Raw genomic sequence first — 17,374 nt, 5'->3', positions numbered from 1 at the left:
CGGCATTTCCGACGAGATTGATAATCACCTGATTAATTCGACATAATCGGATTCAAACCGCTCGTATGCCTCAGAACTGATGTGCTTATGAAGTTTAATATTTTTCTTTTGGGCCAGTCCATAAAAAATTTGGATTTGTTTCTCAAGTTCCTCGGCTGGTTTGGCCGGAAAAAGATTGATATCAATTTTACCAGCTTCAATTTTAGAATAATCCAGAATGTCCTTGATTATTCCCAACAAAGAATTCCCCGAATTCTTGATGATCTCCAAATACTCTTTTTGGTCCTTGTTGAGTTGAGTCAACTCCAATAAATCAATGATTCCCAACAATCCATTCATAGGAGTCCTGATCTCGTGACTCATGTTGGCTAAGAATTCTGATTTGGCTCGGCTAGCTTCATCCGCAGCACTCATAGCTTCAATTAGGCCTTTTTCCCAAATCTTTTGACTGGTGATATCTTTTGCCACAGACATCATTCTATTTTCGTCTAAGGGGAAATACCTCAATTCAAAATACTTGGAACCATTCGGAAGCTCCAACTTCCTATTGACAGATTGAATAGTACCTGTATTTCTTGCGGTATCAAAAGCTTGAAGTGTCTCTTCTTTTGATCCTCTGGAATCAAATCAGCCAAATATTTTCCTAATGCAGTACCATCCCACCCTGGGATTTTATCCTTGACGTGAAAGTCGATGACCTTCCCTTTATTGTCATAAATAAAAATGATATCAGGAATATTTTCCAATACGGTTCTAAGTCGATTTTCACTTTGGACTAATTCCTGACTTGCTTCAAATTGGGAAGTTATATCAGTACAAATTCCCAAGCCGCCATTAAATCTACCGTTCTCATCAAAAATCAACTTTTCAAATATTTTTAGACGAATCTTTTTCTGATCTGGTCTGATGTAATCATACTCAAAATCCAGTACCGACTTCTTGGAATCCAAAACATGGCTTACTATTTCTTGAAGTTCATTTACCTCCCGGATGGAACTATTCGGCAAAAATGCCTTAATAAATTCTTCTTTGGGACTACCTAGGATTTCCTCCACTTCATCACTGACCCTGGTCATTTCCCCTTTATGATTATGGAAATAGACGAAGCCTTTTAGTTCTTTTAATAGTAGATTCTGCTGATCAAATAGTTCTGAAATTTCTTGAGAGCTTTTTTCAAGTTGATGCTGAGATTTTAAGTTGTTATTCAAGGAAAGAATAAAAAATACGATAGTCCCTAATAACAATAGTATCAAAACAAAAAACAGCCATAAATAGGTATTATAGACGCCTTCCGTCAGTTCCTCTGTTTCAATAAAAAATAACATGGAGGCATTTTCAAGGATACCTCCAAAATCAAATGGGTATTGGACTAACACTCCATTGAAAGGTTTGCCTTCCTGATTCAAAGTCACCTCATAAATCCCCTTTAAACCTATGGCTATATCATTTTTTATAGCCAGAATATCTTTATCTTGAAATTCAATAGGAGTGTTAAGAGCACTGGGACCTATATCAATCAATTGATCACCTATTAGTAAAAATTTTCCTCCTTCTGCATTTAAATAATAATTTGTAACAAAGCGACGGCTAAAATCCTCCAAGTTTAGGAGGAAAAGCATTTCTAAGCCCTCTGAATTACTCCTATATAGACTAGAATTTTCTTGAAACTTACTTCTTATAAACCCATCAAAAGGCTGAGAAATAAAATCATTCCTATCCGTCATCGTAAAAAATGAAGTGGACTCTGGAAAGTTTACCCAAACCGTATCCACTAACTCTGGATAATTATTCATTAATTTTCTAATTGCCATTGGAAGATCTAATTGAAAATCTTCCTCATCCAAATCTTCATCTTCCAGAAAAGAAAAAAGGCTACTTGCATCTTCTTCAAATCGAAAGATTTCTAATTCGAGTTCTCTTGCAGCTAACTCCGTTTGTTTGGTTAGGAATACTTTCCTAGATGCTAATTGAGCGTCCGAAATAGCAAAATAAAAACTAACGCCTAACGCAATGACTAATAGGACTAGAAAAATACCTAGAGCAGTTGTAAGTAAAAAACTAAGGTTATTTATCTTCCTAGTCCACATTTAGTATGGGTTTATTTCTATCAAATACCAATCTGTAAAATTAAATGGAATTGCTATTGCCTCTTTTAGGTCATTTTCGTTTTCAAACAAAAATGTCTTTTCTTTTTTAAATAAAAATTCTTGTCCCATTTCCCGCACTTGCCTACTCTTACTATTAAATAGATTAAAATCAGAAATTCGGAAATTGTCAGACTTAATCGTTTCTGTATACACGTGATTTTTTAATGGCGGAAAACTTAATGCTTCAATAGCAGTGGATTTGCCTGAAACAATATCCCCTATTCCATTGACTATCAATAGGTTTCCATCTTCCCGTTCCAAAAAACGATGTAACAACTCCTCCACGGTAATATCAATACCCAAGACAGCAAATAAATCATCTCCATCATAAACCGGGTAAACTAGAGACATAATCCAGCCTTTTCCTGCTGGATCAACATATACTTCAGGGAGCCAAATTGGTTCTTTTTCGGGATTGTGCTCCAAGTCTCCCTCGTAATAAAAATTAAAGGTAACCAAATCAATATCTGGATCCATTAAATTTTGCGCATCATATGGAGGGTAAACCCTCGAAACCTGCATAGGGGAATTAGTATATACTTGCGCAATAATTGGGTGCTTTTCATACACTGCTTTAAAAGCAGAATCTAGAATATTCGTAAACAACACCTCCTCCATGGACTTCTCCGGATCAGGAGATTTGGTAGATAGTATCAACTTACTAAGTTCTTCGCCCTGAACAGGTAAATTATTAGAAAAAGAGCCTTCAAAAGTATACCTGGATCTATCTGCAGTTTTCAAAAGAGAATCCCTATTAGCCAAAACATACTGGTAAAAATCTCCAAGACGAATGATTTCTTCATTCAAGGTCAGAAATTCCTCCTCCATGTTATTAACCAATTGGGTTAGCCTCTCGTCGACTGAAATTTTATCCGAAGCTCTTTGCCCTTCACAGGAAAAAAATGACAGGCAGATGATTAAAAAGAATCTTATTCCAATTTTCATAGGTAATACACTTAGTACGGAAATTATAAATTTTCCAACTGTGCACGAAAGGTTTTACCCATTTCTTCAAATCTAATTCTAACTTTTTCAAAAAAATCACCTTTCCAGAAGGCTTCTAACTCAGTTTCCTCCAAAATATCCATTTCACTCACCTTGAAGGTTTGCTCCAGAGGCCCGAGTTCATACTTGATGATATATTTATTGTTCCAGGAGAAAACACTGATGCGTATTTCCTCCTGAACAAATTCATTTACAACCCTCATGATGGTCTTTTGACAATATAAGAGTAAGTAATTTTAGGGTTGAGTGAAGAGGCTACCGAGCAATATTTATCCACTGAGAGCGCTACCACTTTTCCGAATTCCAATTCATTGGCATCAGGAGAAACCAAGGTAAAAGACAAATGGATATCCGTGTAAAAAGCAGGAACCCCATCATTCCTTAACCCTTCTACATCTACTGTAAATGATTCGATGGTTTTTCTTTTTTCTTCATCATGAGCACCGCATCTACTGAAGCACATCCCCCTAATGCAGAAAGAATTAGATCCATAGGAGACTGAGCTTGTTTTTCAGGTGCATCATACATATCAATCTGTACTACATTTCCCTGCGGATTAACTGCTTCGTACTCATAGTCCGCTTTCATGCGAACAGTTACATTTCTTTTTGACATGGTTTTTTTATTAAACTTTTCTTGCTTTCCTATTATCTTTTCCTTGAAGAATTGATTTACATGTTTCTTCTATATTGTCCTCCTACTTCATACAAAGCATGGGTTATTTGACCTAACGAACAGTATTTGACCGCTTCCATCAGTTCTGCAAAAATATTCTCATTTTTCACAGCCACTCTTTTTAACGATTGAAGATGCTCTTCAACAAGTTTCGGATGAGATTGATTCAAATTTTTCAATGTTGTAATCTGTGATTCTTTTTCCTCTTTTGTAGCTCGAATCACCTCTCCGGAGTAACTGTTGGAGAACCTTCCGCTGATAAGAAGGTGTTCACTCCAATAATTGGATACTCCCCTGTATGCTTCAACATTTCGTAATGAAGACTTTCCTCCTGAATCTTACCTCGCTGATACATCGTTTCCATGGCTCCCAATACCCCTCCACGCTCGGTAATTCTGTCAAATTCAAGATAAATCGCCTCTTCCACCAAATCTGTTAATTCTTCAATGATAAAAGCTCCCTGTAATGGATTTTCATTTTTGGCCAGACCTAGTTCTTTATTGATGATCAACTGGATCGCCATAGCTCTTCTTACAGAGGCCTCAGTAGGAGTAGTAATGGCTTCATCATAAGCATTGGTATGCAATGAATTACAGTTATCGTAGATCGCATATAGGGCTTGGAGCGTGGTTCGGATATCGTTAAAGTCAATTTCTTGAGCATGCAAAGACCTACCTGAAGTTTGTATATGATATTTGAGCATTTGAGAACGCTCATTTGCTCCATATTTCAATTTCATCGCCTTCGCCCATACTCTTCGAGCCACTCTTCCTATGACCGCATATTCAGGATCTATCCCATTGGAAAAGAAGAAGGATAAATTGGGAGCAAATTTATTTATATCCATCCCCCTACTCACATAATATTCTACATAGGTAAATCCATTGGAAAGGGTCAGTGCTAATTGGGTGATCGGGTTGGCCCCTGCTTCAGCGATATGATAACCTGATATAGAAACTGAATAGAAATTTCGGATACTATTTTCAATAAAATACTGCTGTACATCGCCCATCAACCTGAGGGAGAACTCAGTGGAGAATATACAGGTATTTTGAGCTTGGTCTTCTTTCAGAATATCTGCCTGAACAGTACCTCGAACTCTGGCAACTGTATCAGCTTTGATTGTAGCATATACCTGTTGTGGAAGTACCTGATCACCAGTAACACCCAAAAGCATCAAACCGAGTCCGTCGTTACCGTCTGGAATTTTTCCTTTATAAGAGGGTCTTTCTAAGCCTTTTTCTGGTAGATTTTCTCAATCTTTTGATTGACTTCCTTCTCAAGTCCATTTTCTTTGATATATACCTCACACTGTTGATCGATCGCAGCATTCATGAAAAAGGCAGTCATGGTTGCTGCAGGACCATTGATGGTCATTGACACCGAAGTCATGGGGTCTACCAAATTAAAACCCGAGTAAAGTTTCTTAGCATCATCCAGACAACATACATTTACTCCGGAATTACCAATTTTCCCATAAATATCTGGTCGATAATCAGGATCTTCTCCATACAAGGTTACCGAATCAAACGCTGTTGAAAGCCTCTTGGCAGGCATATCCTTTGACACATAGTGAAACCTTTTATTGGTTCTTTCAGGGCTTCCTTCCCCTGCAAACATCCTGGTCGGGTCTTCCCTTCTCGTTTAAAAGGAAAAACTCCAGCAGTGTAGGGAAATTTACCTGGCACATTTTCACGTAATCCCCACTTCAACAAATCTCCCCAGGCTTCATATTTTGGAAGTGAAATTTTAGGAATCTTTGATTCTGAAAGTGAGGTATAAAAAGTCTTTACCTTAATTTCTTTATCTCTGACTTTAAATACATAAAAGTCCTCCCCATACCTTGCTGCTTCCTGAGGCCACTCTTCTATCCACTTTTTGTTTTTTGGATCTAAGTTTAATTCTACCTGTGCATATACTTCTTCAAGTTCCTTTAACAAACGATCCTGATCCGCTACCTGAAGGGATTGAATTGCCTCCATGGATTTTTTGATACTAAAAAGCTGTTGGGCAATCTCTTTTGTTCTTCTACCCAGGAATCATAGTTTCGATTTGTTTCCGAAATCTCTGATAAGTAGCGGGTCCTTGCCGGTGGAATAATATAGATTTTTTCGGAGGTACCAGCAGATAATTCAAAATTGCTTTCCCAGCCTGAATGATCCTCATTAATCTTGGAAATCAACGATTTGTACAGTTGATTCATTCCTGGGTCATTAAATTGGGATGCAATGGTTCCAAAAACAGGAATATCTTCATCCTGGATGTCCCATAGGTTATGATTCCTTTTGAATTGTTTCTTTACATCACGGATAGCATCCAATGCCCCTCTCTTATCAAATTTGTTGAGCGCGATTACATCTGCAAAATCCAGCATATCAATTTTCTCCAATTGGGAAGCAGCTCCATATTCTGGAGTCATCACATACAGAGACAAATCTGAATGCTCAATAATTTCGGTATCTGATTGCCCAATTCCAGAAGTTTCCAGAATCACTAAATCAAATCCTGCTGCCTTTACCGTATCGACTGCATCCTGAACATATTTTGATAGTGCCAGATTAGATTGTCTGGTAGCCAAGGATCGCATATACACTCTTGGGTGATGAATGGCATTCATACGGATCCGATCACCTAGTAAGGCTCCGCCAGTTTTTCTTTTGGATGGATCAACTGAAATAATGGCTAATGTTTTGTCTTCAAAATCGATCAAAAACCTCCTTACCAGCTCATCTACTAAAGAAGACTTACCCGCGCCACCTGTTCCTGTAATTCCCAAAACAGGAGTTTTGGAATTTTGACTTTCAGCTCTTACCTGTTTTAATAAGGACTGTGACTTTTCAGGAAAATTCTCAAAGGCAGAAATGGCCCTACCTATGAAAGCTTTATAGGTTTTGTCTAAATCAAAACCCTCTTGAAAGCTATTCCCAATTGGAAAATCGGACTTTTCTACTAAATCATTGATCATCCCCTGGAGACCCATAGCCCGTCCATCATCAGGCGCATAAATTCTTGTAATTCCATAAGCATGAAGTTCTTGGATCTCTTCTGGAAGGATCGTCCCTCCTCCCCCTCCAAAAATCTTAATATGACCAGCTCCCTTTTCATGAATTAAATCATACATGTATTTAAAAAATTCCACATGCCCTCCTTGATAAGAGGTAATAGCAATTGCTTGCACATCTTCTTGGATGGCACAATCCACTATCTCCTGAACCGACCTATTATGCCCTAAATGAATCACTTCACATCCAGTAGATTGAATGATTCTCCTCATGATATTGATGGCTGCGTCATGACCATCAAACAAAGATGCGGCAGTAACTATTCGAATATGGTTTTTGGGTTTATAAATCTCGATGGATCCAGTCATAAAATCGGGTTTAATTCTTATTTTACTAATGAAAAAGGCTATTTCTTTAAACAAATAGCTTTTCTTTTTATGCCTGCGAATATACGTAAAAGCCCCAAGATGACCTTCAATTAAAGGATCATAAACAAAATATTATTTGGTCACCTATGATGAATAATCTATTGCAAACTGACCTATATCATCTTTTTTAAAACCATTGAAATCTAAATTTGCCTGAACCTAAAACCAGAATATATGTCTCTTTCCTATATAAGCCCTGAACAGGCTGTAAGCTTAATAGAAAGCCATCAGCGTGTATTTGTTCATGGTAGTGCTGCTACCCCCACTCGTTTGTTAAAAGCATTGGCAGAGCGAGGAAATGAATTAAGGAATGTTGAGATCGTTGCCATTACGACACTTGGGGAAATGCCATTGGTAAGGCCCGAATGCCATAAGGCTTTTTACATGAATTCCCTTTTTGTATCCGAAAACATCAGAAAGGCAGTCAATTCTGATCATGGAGGATATGTCCCTATTTTTTTAAGCGAAATTGGACATCTTTTCAGAAATAAAATCCTAGGAATTGATGTGGCATTAATTCAAGTTTCGGAACCTGATGCTCATGGATTCTGTACCCTTGGCACTTCAGTAGATATAGCAAAACCAGCCATAGAAACTGCCAGGATAATTATTGCCCAAGTCAATAAAAAATGCCAAGGACCCATGGAGATGGGCATATTCATATCTCAAAATTCTCAGCAGCCATTCACGTAGATGATGATTTGCCGGAAATCAATTATGCAAAAAAAATCACGGAAAGGGAGATTCAGATAGGGCACCATATTTCTTCCCTAATTGAAGACCGGTCTACCCTTCAAATGGGGATAGGTGCGATTCCTGATGCCGTATTGAATTCATTACACCACCATAAAGATTTGGGGGTACATACCGAGATGTTTTCTAATGGAATTTTGGAATTAATGAAGTCGGGAGCTGTCACCAATTCATTTAAGAAAAACATCCTGGAAAAGTAGTTTCCTCCTTTGCCGCAGGAACCAGAGAGCTATATGATGCCGTAAATGACAACCCTGAATTTTCTTTCCATGAAGCTGCATATGTAAATGATACTGCTGTCATTCGAAAAAACCCAAAGGTCATTTCCATCAATAGTTGTGTTGAATTGGATTTAACAGGACAGGTTTGCGCGGATTCTATTGGAAGTTACCATTATTCAGGAGTCGGTGGTCAAATGGATTTTATGAGAGGAGCGGCACTTTCTGTAGGTGGAAAACCTATCATGGCCTTACCTTCAACCACCAAAAAAGGGGATTCCAAAATTGTCCCGTTTTTGAAAGAAGGAGCAGGAGTCGTTACCACCCGTGCACATATGCAATACGTGGTCACAGAATTTGGAATTGCCAACCTCTATGGCAAAAACTTGAGGCAAAGAGCCTATGAGTTAATGCGAATTGCACACCCTGACCATCAGGAATCGCTGGAAAAAGCGATCGTTGAAAGGTTTGGGAGCTACATTTACCCTTTCCGGTAACAAGAGAAAAAATTTCATTTTTATTTCTTCGCCTTATGGTTAGTTTAGCTTAGCAATAACCCAAACTATTCATGTCTTCAAAAACTATGCATTCTTTGTCTCCATTACTGCTGCTTTAGGTGGATTTTTATTTGGATTTGACACGGCTGTAATTTCCGGAGCCGAGAGAGCTATTCAAGAAACCTGGAAATTAAGTGATTGGATGCATGGATTAGCAATTGCTTCCGCTCTCTACGGGACCGTAATAGGAGCCTTATTTGGAGGAATTCCCGCTGATAAATTTGGTAGACAAAAAAGCTTGCTTTGGATCGGTCTATTTTACCTGATTTCAGCAGTGGGTTCTGGTTTAGCATGGGATGTTACTTCTTTTACCTTTTTCCGATTTTTAGGTGGATTGGGAGTTGGCGCCTCCTCCGTGGTTGCCCCAATGTATATCTCTGAAATCGCACCTGCCAAGAACCGAGGTTTATTGGTGGCTCTATACCAGTTTAATATTGTCTTTGGAATCGTCATGGCCTATGTCTCCAATTACCTGATCGGTACGGCAGAGCTAGCACAGGACTGGCGATGGATGTTGAGTGCGGAAGCAATTCCTGCATTACTTTATTCCATTTTGATTTTCAGAATTCCAGAAAGCCCAAGGTGGTTAATTGGTAAAAGAAATGATGAAGTTCAAGCCAGAGAAATTTTGACAAGAACAGATCCTGAAGGAGTGGATGAAGCGATCCGGCTTGCCTTAGAGGAAGAACAGAAAATCAAACAAAAAGGAAGCTTTTCAGCCATCTTCAAAAAACGTTTTTTGCCTACCACACTGATGGCAATTATGATTGCCTTTTTCAACCAAGTGTCGGGAATTAATGCAATCATCTATTTCGCTCCCAGGATATTTGAAATGGCTGGAATTTCAACAGAGTCCGCTTTAATTTCTACCATTGGAATCGGAGTAGTAAATCTAATAGCAACCTTTCTAGGACTTTATTTGATAGATAGAATAGGTAGAAAAAGTTGATGTACATTGGTTCTGTGGGCTATATAGTGTCACTTTCTTTAATGGCATATAACTTTCTTGGCCCCGGAATTCCTACATTTTGGTTACCGATATTTGTATTTGCCTTCATCGCTTCGCATGCAGTCGGGCAAGGATCCGTCATTTGGGTGTTTATTTCGGAAATGTTCCCCAATGATTTAAGAGCTTATGGCCAATCAACTGGATCATTTACCCATTGGATCTTGGCCGCCGTAATTGCCAATGTATTTCCGTTTTTTGCAAATCAATTTGGTCCTGGATATATCTTCTCATTTTTTGCTGTCATGATGGTATGGCAATTATTGTGGGTAAGATTTAAGATGCCTGAAACAAAAGGAAGATCATTAGAAGAAATTCATCAAAACATTCACTAAGGTATGATCAATAAAGTAGTAGTATTTGGAGAAATGCTTTGGGATTGCCTTCCCCAAGGAGCAGTTCCAGGCGGTGCCCCCATGAACGTGGCGCTTAACCTTCATCAATTAGGTCTTGATTCCAAGCTGATCTCTGCGGTAGGAAAAGATGCTGACGGAGAGAAACTACTCGATTTTCTGAATTCTTTTCAGTTTCAGACTGGCCTTATCCAGCAAATTGAAGAATATGAAACATCCAAAGTGCTGGTGGATGATAGTGATCTTGAAAACATCAAATACGATATCGTATCACCTGTTGCCTGGGACTTTATTAAGTGGAATAAAAATATGGACAAAGCTGTAGCAGCATCAGATGCTTTTGTCTTTGGCACACTGGGAGTAAGAAATCCCGAAAGCCTTACTACGCTCTTGAAGCTTCTCCACCATGAAACGTTGCGTTTTTTTGATGCTAATTTACGTTCACCATATTATGATTTTGAAATCATTGAGACGCTATTGGGTTTTGCCGATGTATTAAAAATCAATGAAGATGAGATGGTGATTTTCGCGGACTTTTTCAATGTCAAACCTACCATTAAAGCGGTCTGTCAACATTTAGACCAGCATTTCCCAATGGATTTAATATGTGTGACTAAAGGATCAGCAGGTGCCTTAATATATAAAAAGGGTGAAATCATTGAACATGCAGGCTACCAAGTAAAAGTTGCAGATAGTATTGGGGCCGGTGATGCATTTTTAAGTGGATTTATCAAAGGCTACCTTGAACCTAAAACGCTGGCTGAAACACTTGATTTTGCTTGTAAATTAGGGGCTTTCGTAGCCTCCAAAAAAGGAGGAACTCCCAATTACTCCATTTCAGATCTTGATGTGATGTGAGGGATAATCTTCTAGTCACAAAAAAAGCTGGCTCTCACAAGTCAGCTTTACTTTTTTTGAGGTTTTAATTTACAAACCACTTTTGATCACCTCTGCAATTTCTGCCAGTTCTTCAGGAGTGAGTTTTAATTTTGGTCTGCCAAAATTAATGTCATCCATAGTTCTTAAAGGAACCAAGTGAACGTGAACGTGAGGCACTTCCAAACCAATAACCGCTACTCCTACTCTAGTACATTTAATGGTTTTATCTATGGCCTTGGCTACTTTTTGCGCAAAGACATGTAAGCCCGCCAACACTTCAGGGTCCAAATCAAAAATATAATCTACTTCCTGTTTTGGAATCACCAGAACATGTCCCCTAACCAAAGGCATAATATCCAGAAAAGCAATGTAATTCTCATCCTCAGCTACAATATGAGCGGGAATTTCTCTATTTATAATCTTGGTGAAAATTGAAGCCATAGTATTGAACAAAAAAATCCCGGATTACCGGGATAAATAGTTAATAAGTAATATCTAAAATTTCAAATTGGAGTATTCCTGCTGGTGCATTGATTTCTGCTACCTCTCCTTTTTCTTCCCAACCAATCCTTTTCCGAACGGAGAACCCAAAGAAATTTTCCCAGCTTTCAAATCAGCCTCTTCTTCAGATACTAAAGTATAAGAAACGGTCATTCCGTTTTTCACATTTTTAATTTTTACAGTACTAAGTATTCCCACTTTGGATGTATCCATTTGAGAATTATCGAATACGCGTGCATTTCCTACTACTGCTTCCAGCTTAGCAATCTTCAATTCCAAATGACCTTGCGCATCTTTGGCAGCATCATACTCTGCATTTTCACTCAAATCACCTTTATCTCTTGCTTCAGCAATTTGCTTAGCAATATCGGTACGACCTCTAGTCTTAAGATCTTGAAGTTCATCCTTCAATTTCTTCAATCCTTCTTCTGTGTAGTATTGTACTTTTCCCATAATTTTACTCAATTAGAAAGGCACCAAAAACAAAGTAACGGTCGCGTTTTGGTGACCGTTACTTTGTCAGATGTCTTTATTTGATGCTCAAAGATAATAAACCAATTGCTACAAAACAATTACAAGCATTGGCCAAAAATATCTTATAGAGTCTTTAAACAGCTATTTAAACGCTTTTGTTATCTTCTTTACTAAGACTTTATTTATTTTTTTATAAGACTCAAATGTCCAGCCAGCTACATGAGGACTAAAGAGCACATTTTCTCTAGAAGCAAGCTTTTCAAACTCTTCTTTCTGCTCCTCGGTGAACTTTTGAAATTTTTCATTTTCCAAAACATCCAACACTGCTCCCAACAAGATGCCGCGGTCCAAAGCTTCATTCAAGGTCTTAAAACTGATTACTTCACCCCTTGCTGTGTTGATCAGCCAAAAAGGACGTGCAAAACTTTCCAACTCTTGCAGGGTCAGGAAATTCCTGGTCTCTGGAGTCAAAGGAACATGAATACTTAAGATATCCGCTTCAGCCTTTAACTTTTCCCAAATCACCTCTTTCACTTCATTAGTTCCGAAGTTCAATTTATACTTATCGTAAGCATAGATATCCACTCCAAAACCTCTAAGTCTTTTAGCAAAAGATTTCCCCATATTGCCGTAACCCATGATCCCGACAGTTTTCCCCATCAACTCATGACCTCGATTTCCTTCACGATCCCAAATACCTTTTCTGACCTCAGCATCTGATTTTTTAATATTATTAAAAAGAGCCAACAACATGGCCAAGGCATGTTCAGCCACAGCATCTCGATTCCCTTTGGCTGCATGAAACAGTTTGATTCCTCTGTTGACCAAGTAATCCAAATCAATCTGGTCAAGCCCTGCCCCTGCCCTTCCAATGAATTTTAAATTGACTGCTTTCTTCAAAAGTGGTTGATCCATTGGTGTTTTAGATCGGATAATCAACCCGTCATATGCTGACACTTGATCCAGTATTTCCTCTCTGGTAATTTTTGGAGAATAAGTAACCTGATGACCTTTCTTTTCCAGCATAGAGACAATACTCTTATGCATTTTGTCAATTATCAATATTTTCATGGGTAGTATTAAATATGTAGTAGAGACATTGCTACTAAAAAATATACGGCAAGTCCCAGTAAGTCATTGGCTGTGGTGATAAAAGGCCCTGAAGCCAAGGCAGGATTTATTCCAACTTTATCCAGAAGGATTGGGGTAATTGTCCCCATAAAAGACGCCAATAAAACCACAGAGAATAGGGCTATGGATACAACCAAAGCAAATGAAACTTCATTTTGATAAAATAAAACAACCACTGCAAAGACAAAAGTGGCCAAAATCAAACCGTTGATAATCGCAACCGAAAGCACTTTTAGAAATCGCTTAGTAAAAGAATCATCAAAAGCTGATTTACTAGCGAGGGATTGAACTACCAAAGAAGAGGATTGAATTCCAACATTTCCTCCTGTCGCGGTGATCAGAGGAATGAAAAATGCCAAGGCCGTCACTTTATTCAAACCTTCTTCAAAAAACCTATAAATCCAGCTCCAAATAGCCCTCCTACAATCCCAATTAGCAGCCAGGGCAATCTCGCTTTGGTCAAACGGATCACACTATCATATTCATCTACCGTATCAGAAATACCTGTCATCGCCTGGATATCCTCTTCTGCTTCTTCCCTGATAATATCCAAAATATCATCAAAGGTAATTCTTCCCACGAGCTTGTTCTTCACATTGACAACGGGAACTGCTTCCAAGTCATACCTTCGCATGATTTCTGCCACTTCCTCTTGGTCCATGTAAGTGGGCACAGAAATTACCTCATCCTCGTAAATATCCTCAATTTTAGTCTGTTCTGATGCCAGGACAATTCTTTTCAAAGAAACCCTTCCTAGTAGCTGCTGCTTATTATCAACCACATAAATGGAGAAGATTTTATCCACATTTTCCGCTTGTCTTCTGATTTCATTGATGGTCTGAACCACATTCCAGTTTTTATTAGCTCGAATGTATTCCTTTGCCATAATACCACCTGCAGTATCCTCTTCATAGCGCAAAAGCTCTAGAATCTGCTCGGATTTTTGTCGATCTGTAAAATATCCGATGACCTCTTCCCTTTCCCGAAGAGAAAGCAAATTCAATATATCTGCCCCATCATCAGAGTCCATGCATTCGATTAAGCTGGCTATCTCAGGAACTTCCATTTCCTTCAATACTCTGGTCAAGGTATCTTCATCCAGCTCAATAAGAATATCTGCAGAAAACTGATTATCCAAAAGGCGAAGCACATAGATGGACTCCTCCATGGAAAGTTCCTCCAAAATGGCAGCCACATCAGCCACATTTGCTCCTTCCAAAGAATCTTGGATAAAGGCATTATTCTCCTCCTCTATCCCCTGTCTGAGGCTTTCTAAATACTCTTTCGAAAGTTCAAATTGCTTAATGATTTCCACGGGAAGCTTCTATTTGTTGTGCGATAAAAACAAAATCTGCCACGTCCAATTGCTCGGCACGCTTATCCATTAAAGGGTTGGTCTTTAAATCTTCCGGAAGCTGGAAGGATTTCAATGAATTCCTCAGTGTCTTCCTTCTATTTCCAAAACCTCCTTTTACCACCTGAAAAAATAATTTTTCATTACAGTCCAGGCTTTCCACTTCATTTCTAACCAAACGGATCACACCTGAGTTCACTCTCGGCGGAGGATCAAAAACTTCAGGAGGAACAGAAAAAAGGTATTCTATATCATAATATGCCTGAAGAAGCACAGACAAAATTCCGTAATCTTTATTCCCTTTTGGAGATGCAATTCTTTCTGCTACTTCTTTTTGGAGCATACAAACAACTTCTGTCACCTGATCTCTTACTTCCAGAACTTTAAAGAAAATCTGGGATGAAATATTATAAGGAAAGTTTCCTGCTATGGCATATTGATCCGGAATTACTTTTTGAAATTGTACTTCAAATAATCTCCATAAATAATTCTATCGCCAAGCTCAGGATATTTCTTATTTAAGTACTCTATTGACTCTTTATCAATATCAATTAGGTACAACTCCAGATCTGATTTTAGTAAATAATCTGTGAGCACACCCATTCCAGGTCCGATTTCCAAGACCTTGGTCACTCCTCCATGCCCTTTGACCGCCAAAGCTATTCGCTCTGCTATAATTAAATCGGTCAAAAAGTGCTGGCCAAGATGTTTTTTGGCTCTGACTTTTTCCATCGGTTAGCTCTGATTATTTTTTATAAATTGCAGCTTCAAAAATAAGATAATATTCCTAAAGGACTACAGTGTACTTTGGCATGCAATTAAAAGCCAATTATCGCAAAGCCCAAAATTATATGAACATAAGAAAGAGCAAACCCATCATAGGGATTAGTATCGGAGATATAAACGGAGTCGGGATTGAAGTAACGATCAAGGCCTTATCTGATAACCGTATCTTCAAAAACTTTACCCCACTCATTTATGGGCATGGCAAAGCAATCTCATTCTATAAGAAGATCCTGAGTATAGATGATTTTAATTTTGTTCAGATTAAATCCTTGAATGAGATTCAGCATAAGCGTGTCAATGTCATCAATGTCATGGAGGAATGCCCAGAAGTGATCCCTGGAGTGGAAACGCAAGAAGCTGGAAAGATGGCTATAGAGGCGATTTCTCAAGCCTTGGAGGATCTTAAAAATGGTCATATTCAAGCTTTGGTAACTGCTCCAGTCAATAAAAACAATATCAATTCAGAGGAATTGCATTTTGTGGGACATACTGAATTCATTACAGCTTCTGTTGGAGCGAAAGAAAGTTTGATGTTAATGGTTTCGGACACCCTTCGAGTGGGATTGGTTACAGGACATATTCCGTTGGCCCAAGTACCCCAAGCAGTGACCAAAGAAAAGATCATTCAAAAATCGAACTTGCTGTTAAACACCTTGGTAAAGGATTTCGGGATCACTAAACCAAAAATTGCAATTCTAGGATTGAATCCTCATGCTGGTGAGGATGGTTTACTGGGAAAAGAAGAGGAAGAAATCATCAAGCCTGCGATACGTGAATTGAAAGACCAAAATAAAATGGTGTTTGGGCCTTATCCTTCAGATGGATTCTTTGGAATGATGCACCAATCCAAATTTGACGGGGTTTTGGCCATGTACCACGATCAAGGCTTAATTCCTTTCAAATCTATTGCATTCAGTTCTGGAGTGAATTTCACTTCTGGCTTACCGATTATAAGAACTTCTCCTGATCACGGGACTGCCTATAATATAGCAGGCAAAAATGTGGCGGATGAAGGTTCGATGAGAGCGGCAATTTTCCTTGCATCGGACATTATTTCCCAGCATGAACAGGAAAATCAAGAGGGTTAGATAAAAAATTGGCTAGATTTCCGCAGCTAACCAAATATTATTTTACAATCTATTTTATCCTATTTAAATAATTCCCTAAATTTGCGGTCTTAAATCGAGAGGAGGAATCGTGAAATTCTGGAGAACCTTTGATATTGAGGTAATTAAGTTCGTTGAGGGGAGACACGAAATCGACTTCGAAATCGACGATTCGTTCTTTCAACATTTTGAGGACAATCATCTTGTCGAAAAAGGCAATTTGACCGTACGGGTCAATATGAAAAAAGGTGCCAATTTGATAGAAATGGATTTCCATATCCAAGGAAAATTCAGACTTACCTGTGACAGAAGTCTTGAGGAGTATGACCAGCCCTTAGATATTCATGAAACCATGATCTATAAATATGGCAGTGAAGAAGTAGAAATCAATGAAGATGTCATTATGATTACGAGGGACACTCCTTCAGTCAATGTGGCTCAATTGATCTATGAATTCATTTTGATCAACCTTCCTGCAAAAAAATCCATCCTGATTACCGTAATGAACTGGATGATGATGATTTTGAAGGAGAAGGTGGAATTGTCTATTTGGATGATGATTTTGACGAAGATGAACTTGAGGACAACTCAGAAGTAGAAACAAAAGAAATTGATCCCCGCTGGGCATCATTAAAAAATTTAAAAAACAAGGAATAATCATAAACCACATATAAAATGGCACATCCTAAACGAAAAATTTCGAAAACCAGAAGAGATAAAAGAAGAACTCATTATAAATTAGAGGCTCCTGGTTTGGCTAAATGCCCAACTACTGGCGAAATGCACTTGCCACACAGAGCATTCTGGTTGGACGGTAAATTGTACTACAAAGGACAAGTTATCATTGAAAAAGAGGTACTAGCTTAATTAGCTATTTTAGTAATATTAAAATCCATTCTTGATTTAAGAATGGATTTTTTGTTTTAATAGGAATTCAATTCCCTGTCTTTCAGTATATTGATAACCGTTGGTAGTTTTTGTTTTGGTGGTCAGAGACAA

Annotated in this window: 10 protein-coding genes and 7 pseudogenes; 6 read left to right on the top strand and 11 right to left on the bottom strand. The window is 38.3% G+C overall.

Annotated features, from left to right (window positions below):
* Positions 1-24 precede the first annotated feature (24 nt).
* The 6 genes and pseudogenes from V8V91_RS27420 to V8V91_RS27395 form a co-directional block, all read right to left on the bottom strand.
* Positions 25-540 (bottom strand): histidine kinase dimerization/phospho-acceptor domain-containing protein, encoded by a 516-nt coding sequence (locus tag V8V91_RS27420; protein ID WP_373398150.1) that lies wholly within the window; start codon positions 538-540, stop codon positions 25-27.
* Positions 504-2,087: a PAS domain-containing protein gene (locus V8V91_RS27415; protein ID WP_373398149.1), complete on the bottom strand. Its 1,584-nt coding sequence runs from the start codon at positions 2,085-2,087 to the stop codon at positions 504-506. The genes V8V91_RS27420 and V8V91_RS27415 overlap by 37 nt, the downstream gene beginning before the upstream one ends.
* Positions 2,088-3,092: a hypothetical protein gene (locus V8V91_RS27410; protein WP_373398148.1), complete on the bottom strand. Its 1,005-nt coding sequence runs from the start codon at positions 3,090-3,092 to the stop codon at positions 2,088-2,090. It abuts the gene before it with no gap.
* Between the two features lie 23 nt (positions 3,093-3,115).
* Positions 3,116-3,355 carry a hypothetical protein gene (locus tag V8V91_RS27405; RefSeq protein WP_373398147.1) on the bottom strand — a complete coding sequence of 80 codons (240 nt, stop codon included), beginning with the start codon at positions 3,353-3,355 and terminating at the stop codon, positions 3,116-3,118.
* Positions 3,352-3,767: pseudogene (locus tag V8V91_RS27400) on the bottom strand (OsmC family protein). Before V8V91_RS27400 ends, V8V91_RS27405 begins: the two are co-directional and overlap by 4 nt.
* Before the next feature lie 56 nt (positions 3,768-3,823).
* Positions 3,824-7,197: pseudogene (locus V8V91_RS27395) on the bottom strand (methylmalonyl-CoA mutase family protein).
* A 234-nt stretch (positions 7,198-7,431) separates the two neighbouring features.
* On the opposite strand from V8V91_RS27395, the pseudogene V8V91_RS27390 reads away from it, so the two are divergent.
* From V8V91_RS27390 to V8V91_RS27380, 3 genes and pseudogenes are all read left to right on the top strand, one after another.
* A pseudogene (locus V8V91_RS27390) lies at positions 7,432-8,725 on the top strand (acetyl-CoA hydrolase/transferase family protein).
* 67 nt (positions 8,726-8,792) lie between these two features.
* Positions 8,793-10,126, top strand: a pseudogene (locus tag V8V91_RS27385) (sugar porter family MFS transporter).
* Positions 10,127-10,129: 3 nt separating this feature from the next.
* Positions 10,130-11,002, top strand: coding sequence for a carbohydrate kinase (locus V8V91_RS27380; RefSeq protein WP_373398146.1), 873 nt, complete (start codon positions 10,130-10,132; stop codon positions 11,000-11,002).
* Between the two features lie 69 nt (positions 11,003-11,071).
* Here V8V91_RS27380 and V8V91_RS27375 read toward each other — a convergent pair whose 3' ends face one another.
* From V8V91_RS27375 to rsmA, 5 genes and pseudogenes are all read right to left on the bottom strand, one after another.
* Positions 11,072-11,464, bottom strand: coding sequence for an HIT family protein (locus V8V91_RS27375; RefSeq protein WP_373398145.1), 393 nt, complete (start codon positions 11,462-11,464; stop codon positions 11,072-11,074).
* 40 nt (positions 11,465-11,504) lie between these two features.
* Positions 11,505-11,977, bottom strand: a pseudogene (gene greA, locus V8V91_RS27370) (transcription elongation factor GreA).
* 162 nt (positions 11,978-12,139) lie between these two features.
* Positions 12,140-13,069 (bottom strand): 2-hydroxyacid dehydrogenase, encoded by a 930-nt coding sequence (locus tag V8V91_RS27365; RefSeq protein WP_373398144.1) that lies wholly within the window; start codon positions 13,067-13,069, stop codon positions 12,140-12,142.
* 8 nt (positions 13,070-13,077) lie between these two features.
* Positions 13,078-14,444 (bottom strand): annotated as a pseudogene (mgtE, locus tag V8V91_RS27360) (magnesium transporter).
* Positions 14,431-15,215, bottom strand: a pseudogene (gene rsmA, locus V8V91_RS27355) (16S rRNA (adenine(1518)-N(6)/adenine(1519)-N(6))-dimethyltransferase RsmA). Before rsmA ends, mgtE begins: the two co-directional pseudogenes overlap by 14 nt.
* A 119-nt stretch (positions 15,216-15,334) precedes the next feature.
* On the opposite strand from rsmA, the gene pdxA reads away from it, so the two are divergent.
* The 3 genes from pdxA (at position 15,335) to rpmF (ending at position 17,242) form a co-directional block, all read left to right on the top strand.
* The gene (gene pdxA / locus V8V91_RS27350; protein ID WP_373398143.1) at positions 15,335-16,357 is read left to right on the top strand and encodes a 4-hydroxythreonine-4-phosphate dehydrogenase PdxA; all 1,023 of its coding nucleotides are present in this window, start codon (positions 15,335-15,337) and stop codon (positions 16,355-16,357) included.
* A gap of 109 nt (positions 16,358-16,466) precedes the next feature.
* Positions 16,467-16,973 (top strand): DUF177 domain-containing protein, encoded by a 507-nt coding sequence (locus V8V91_RS27345; RefSeq protein ID WP_373398142.1) that lies wholly within the window; start codon positions 16,467-16,469, stop codon positions 16,971-16,973.
* Between the two features lie 77 nt (positions 16,974-17,050).
* Positions 17,051-17,242: a 50S ribosomal protein L32 gene (gene rpmF, locus V8V91_RS27340; RefSeq protein ID WP_008201274.1), complete on the top strand. Its 192-nt coding sequence runs from the start codon at positions 17,051-17,053 to the stop codon at positions 17,240-17,242.
* Positions 17,243-17,374 lie beyond the last annotated feature (132 nt).

Source organism: Algoriphagus halophilus, assembly GCF_041729275.1.
Classification (GTDB): domain Bacteria; phylum Bacteroidota; class Bacteroidia; order Cytophagales; family Cyclobacteriaceae; genus Algoriphagus; species Algoriphagus halophilus_A.
This window is presented reverse-complemented; position numbering and strand designations above follow the sequence as displayed.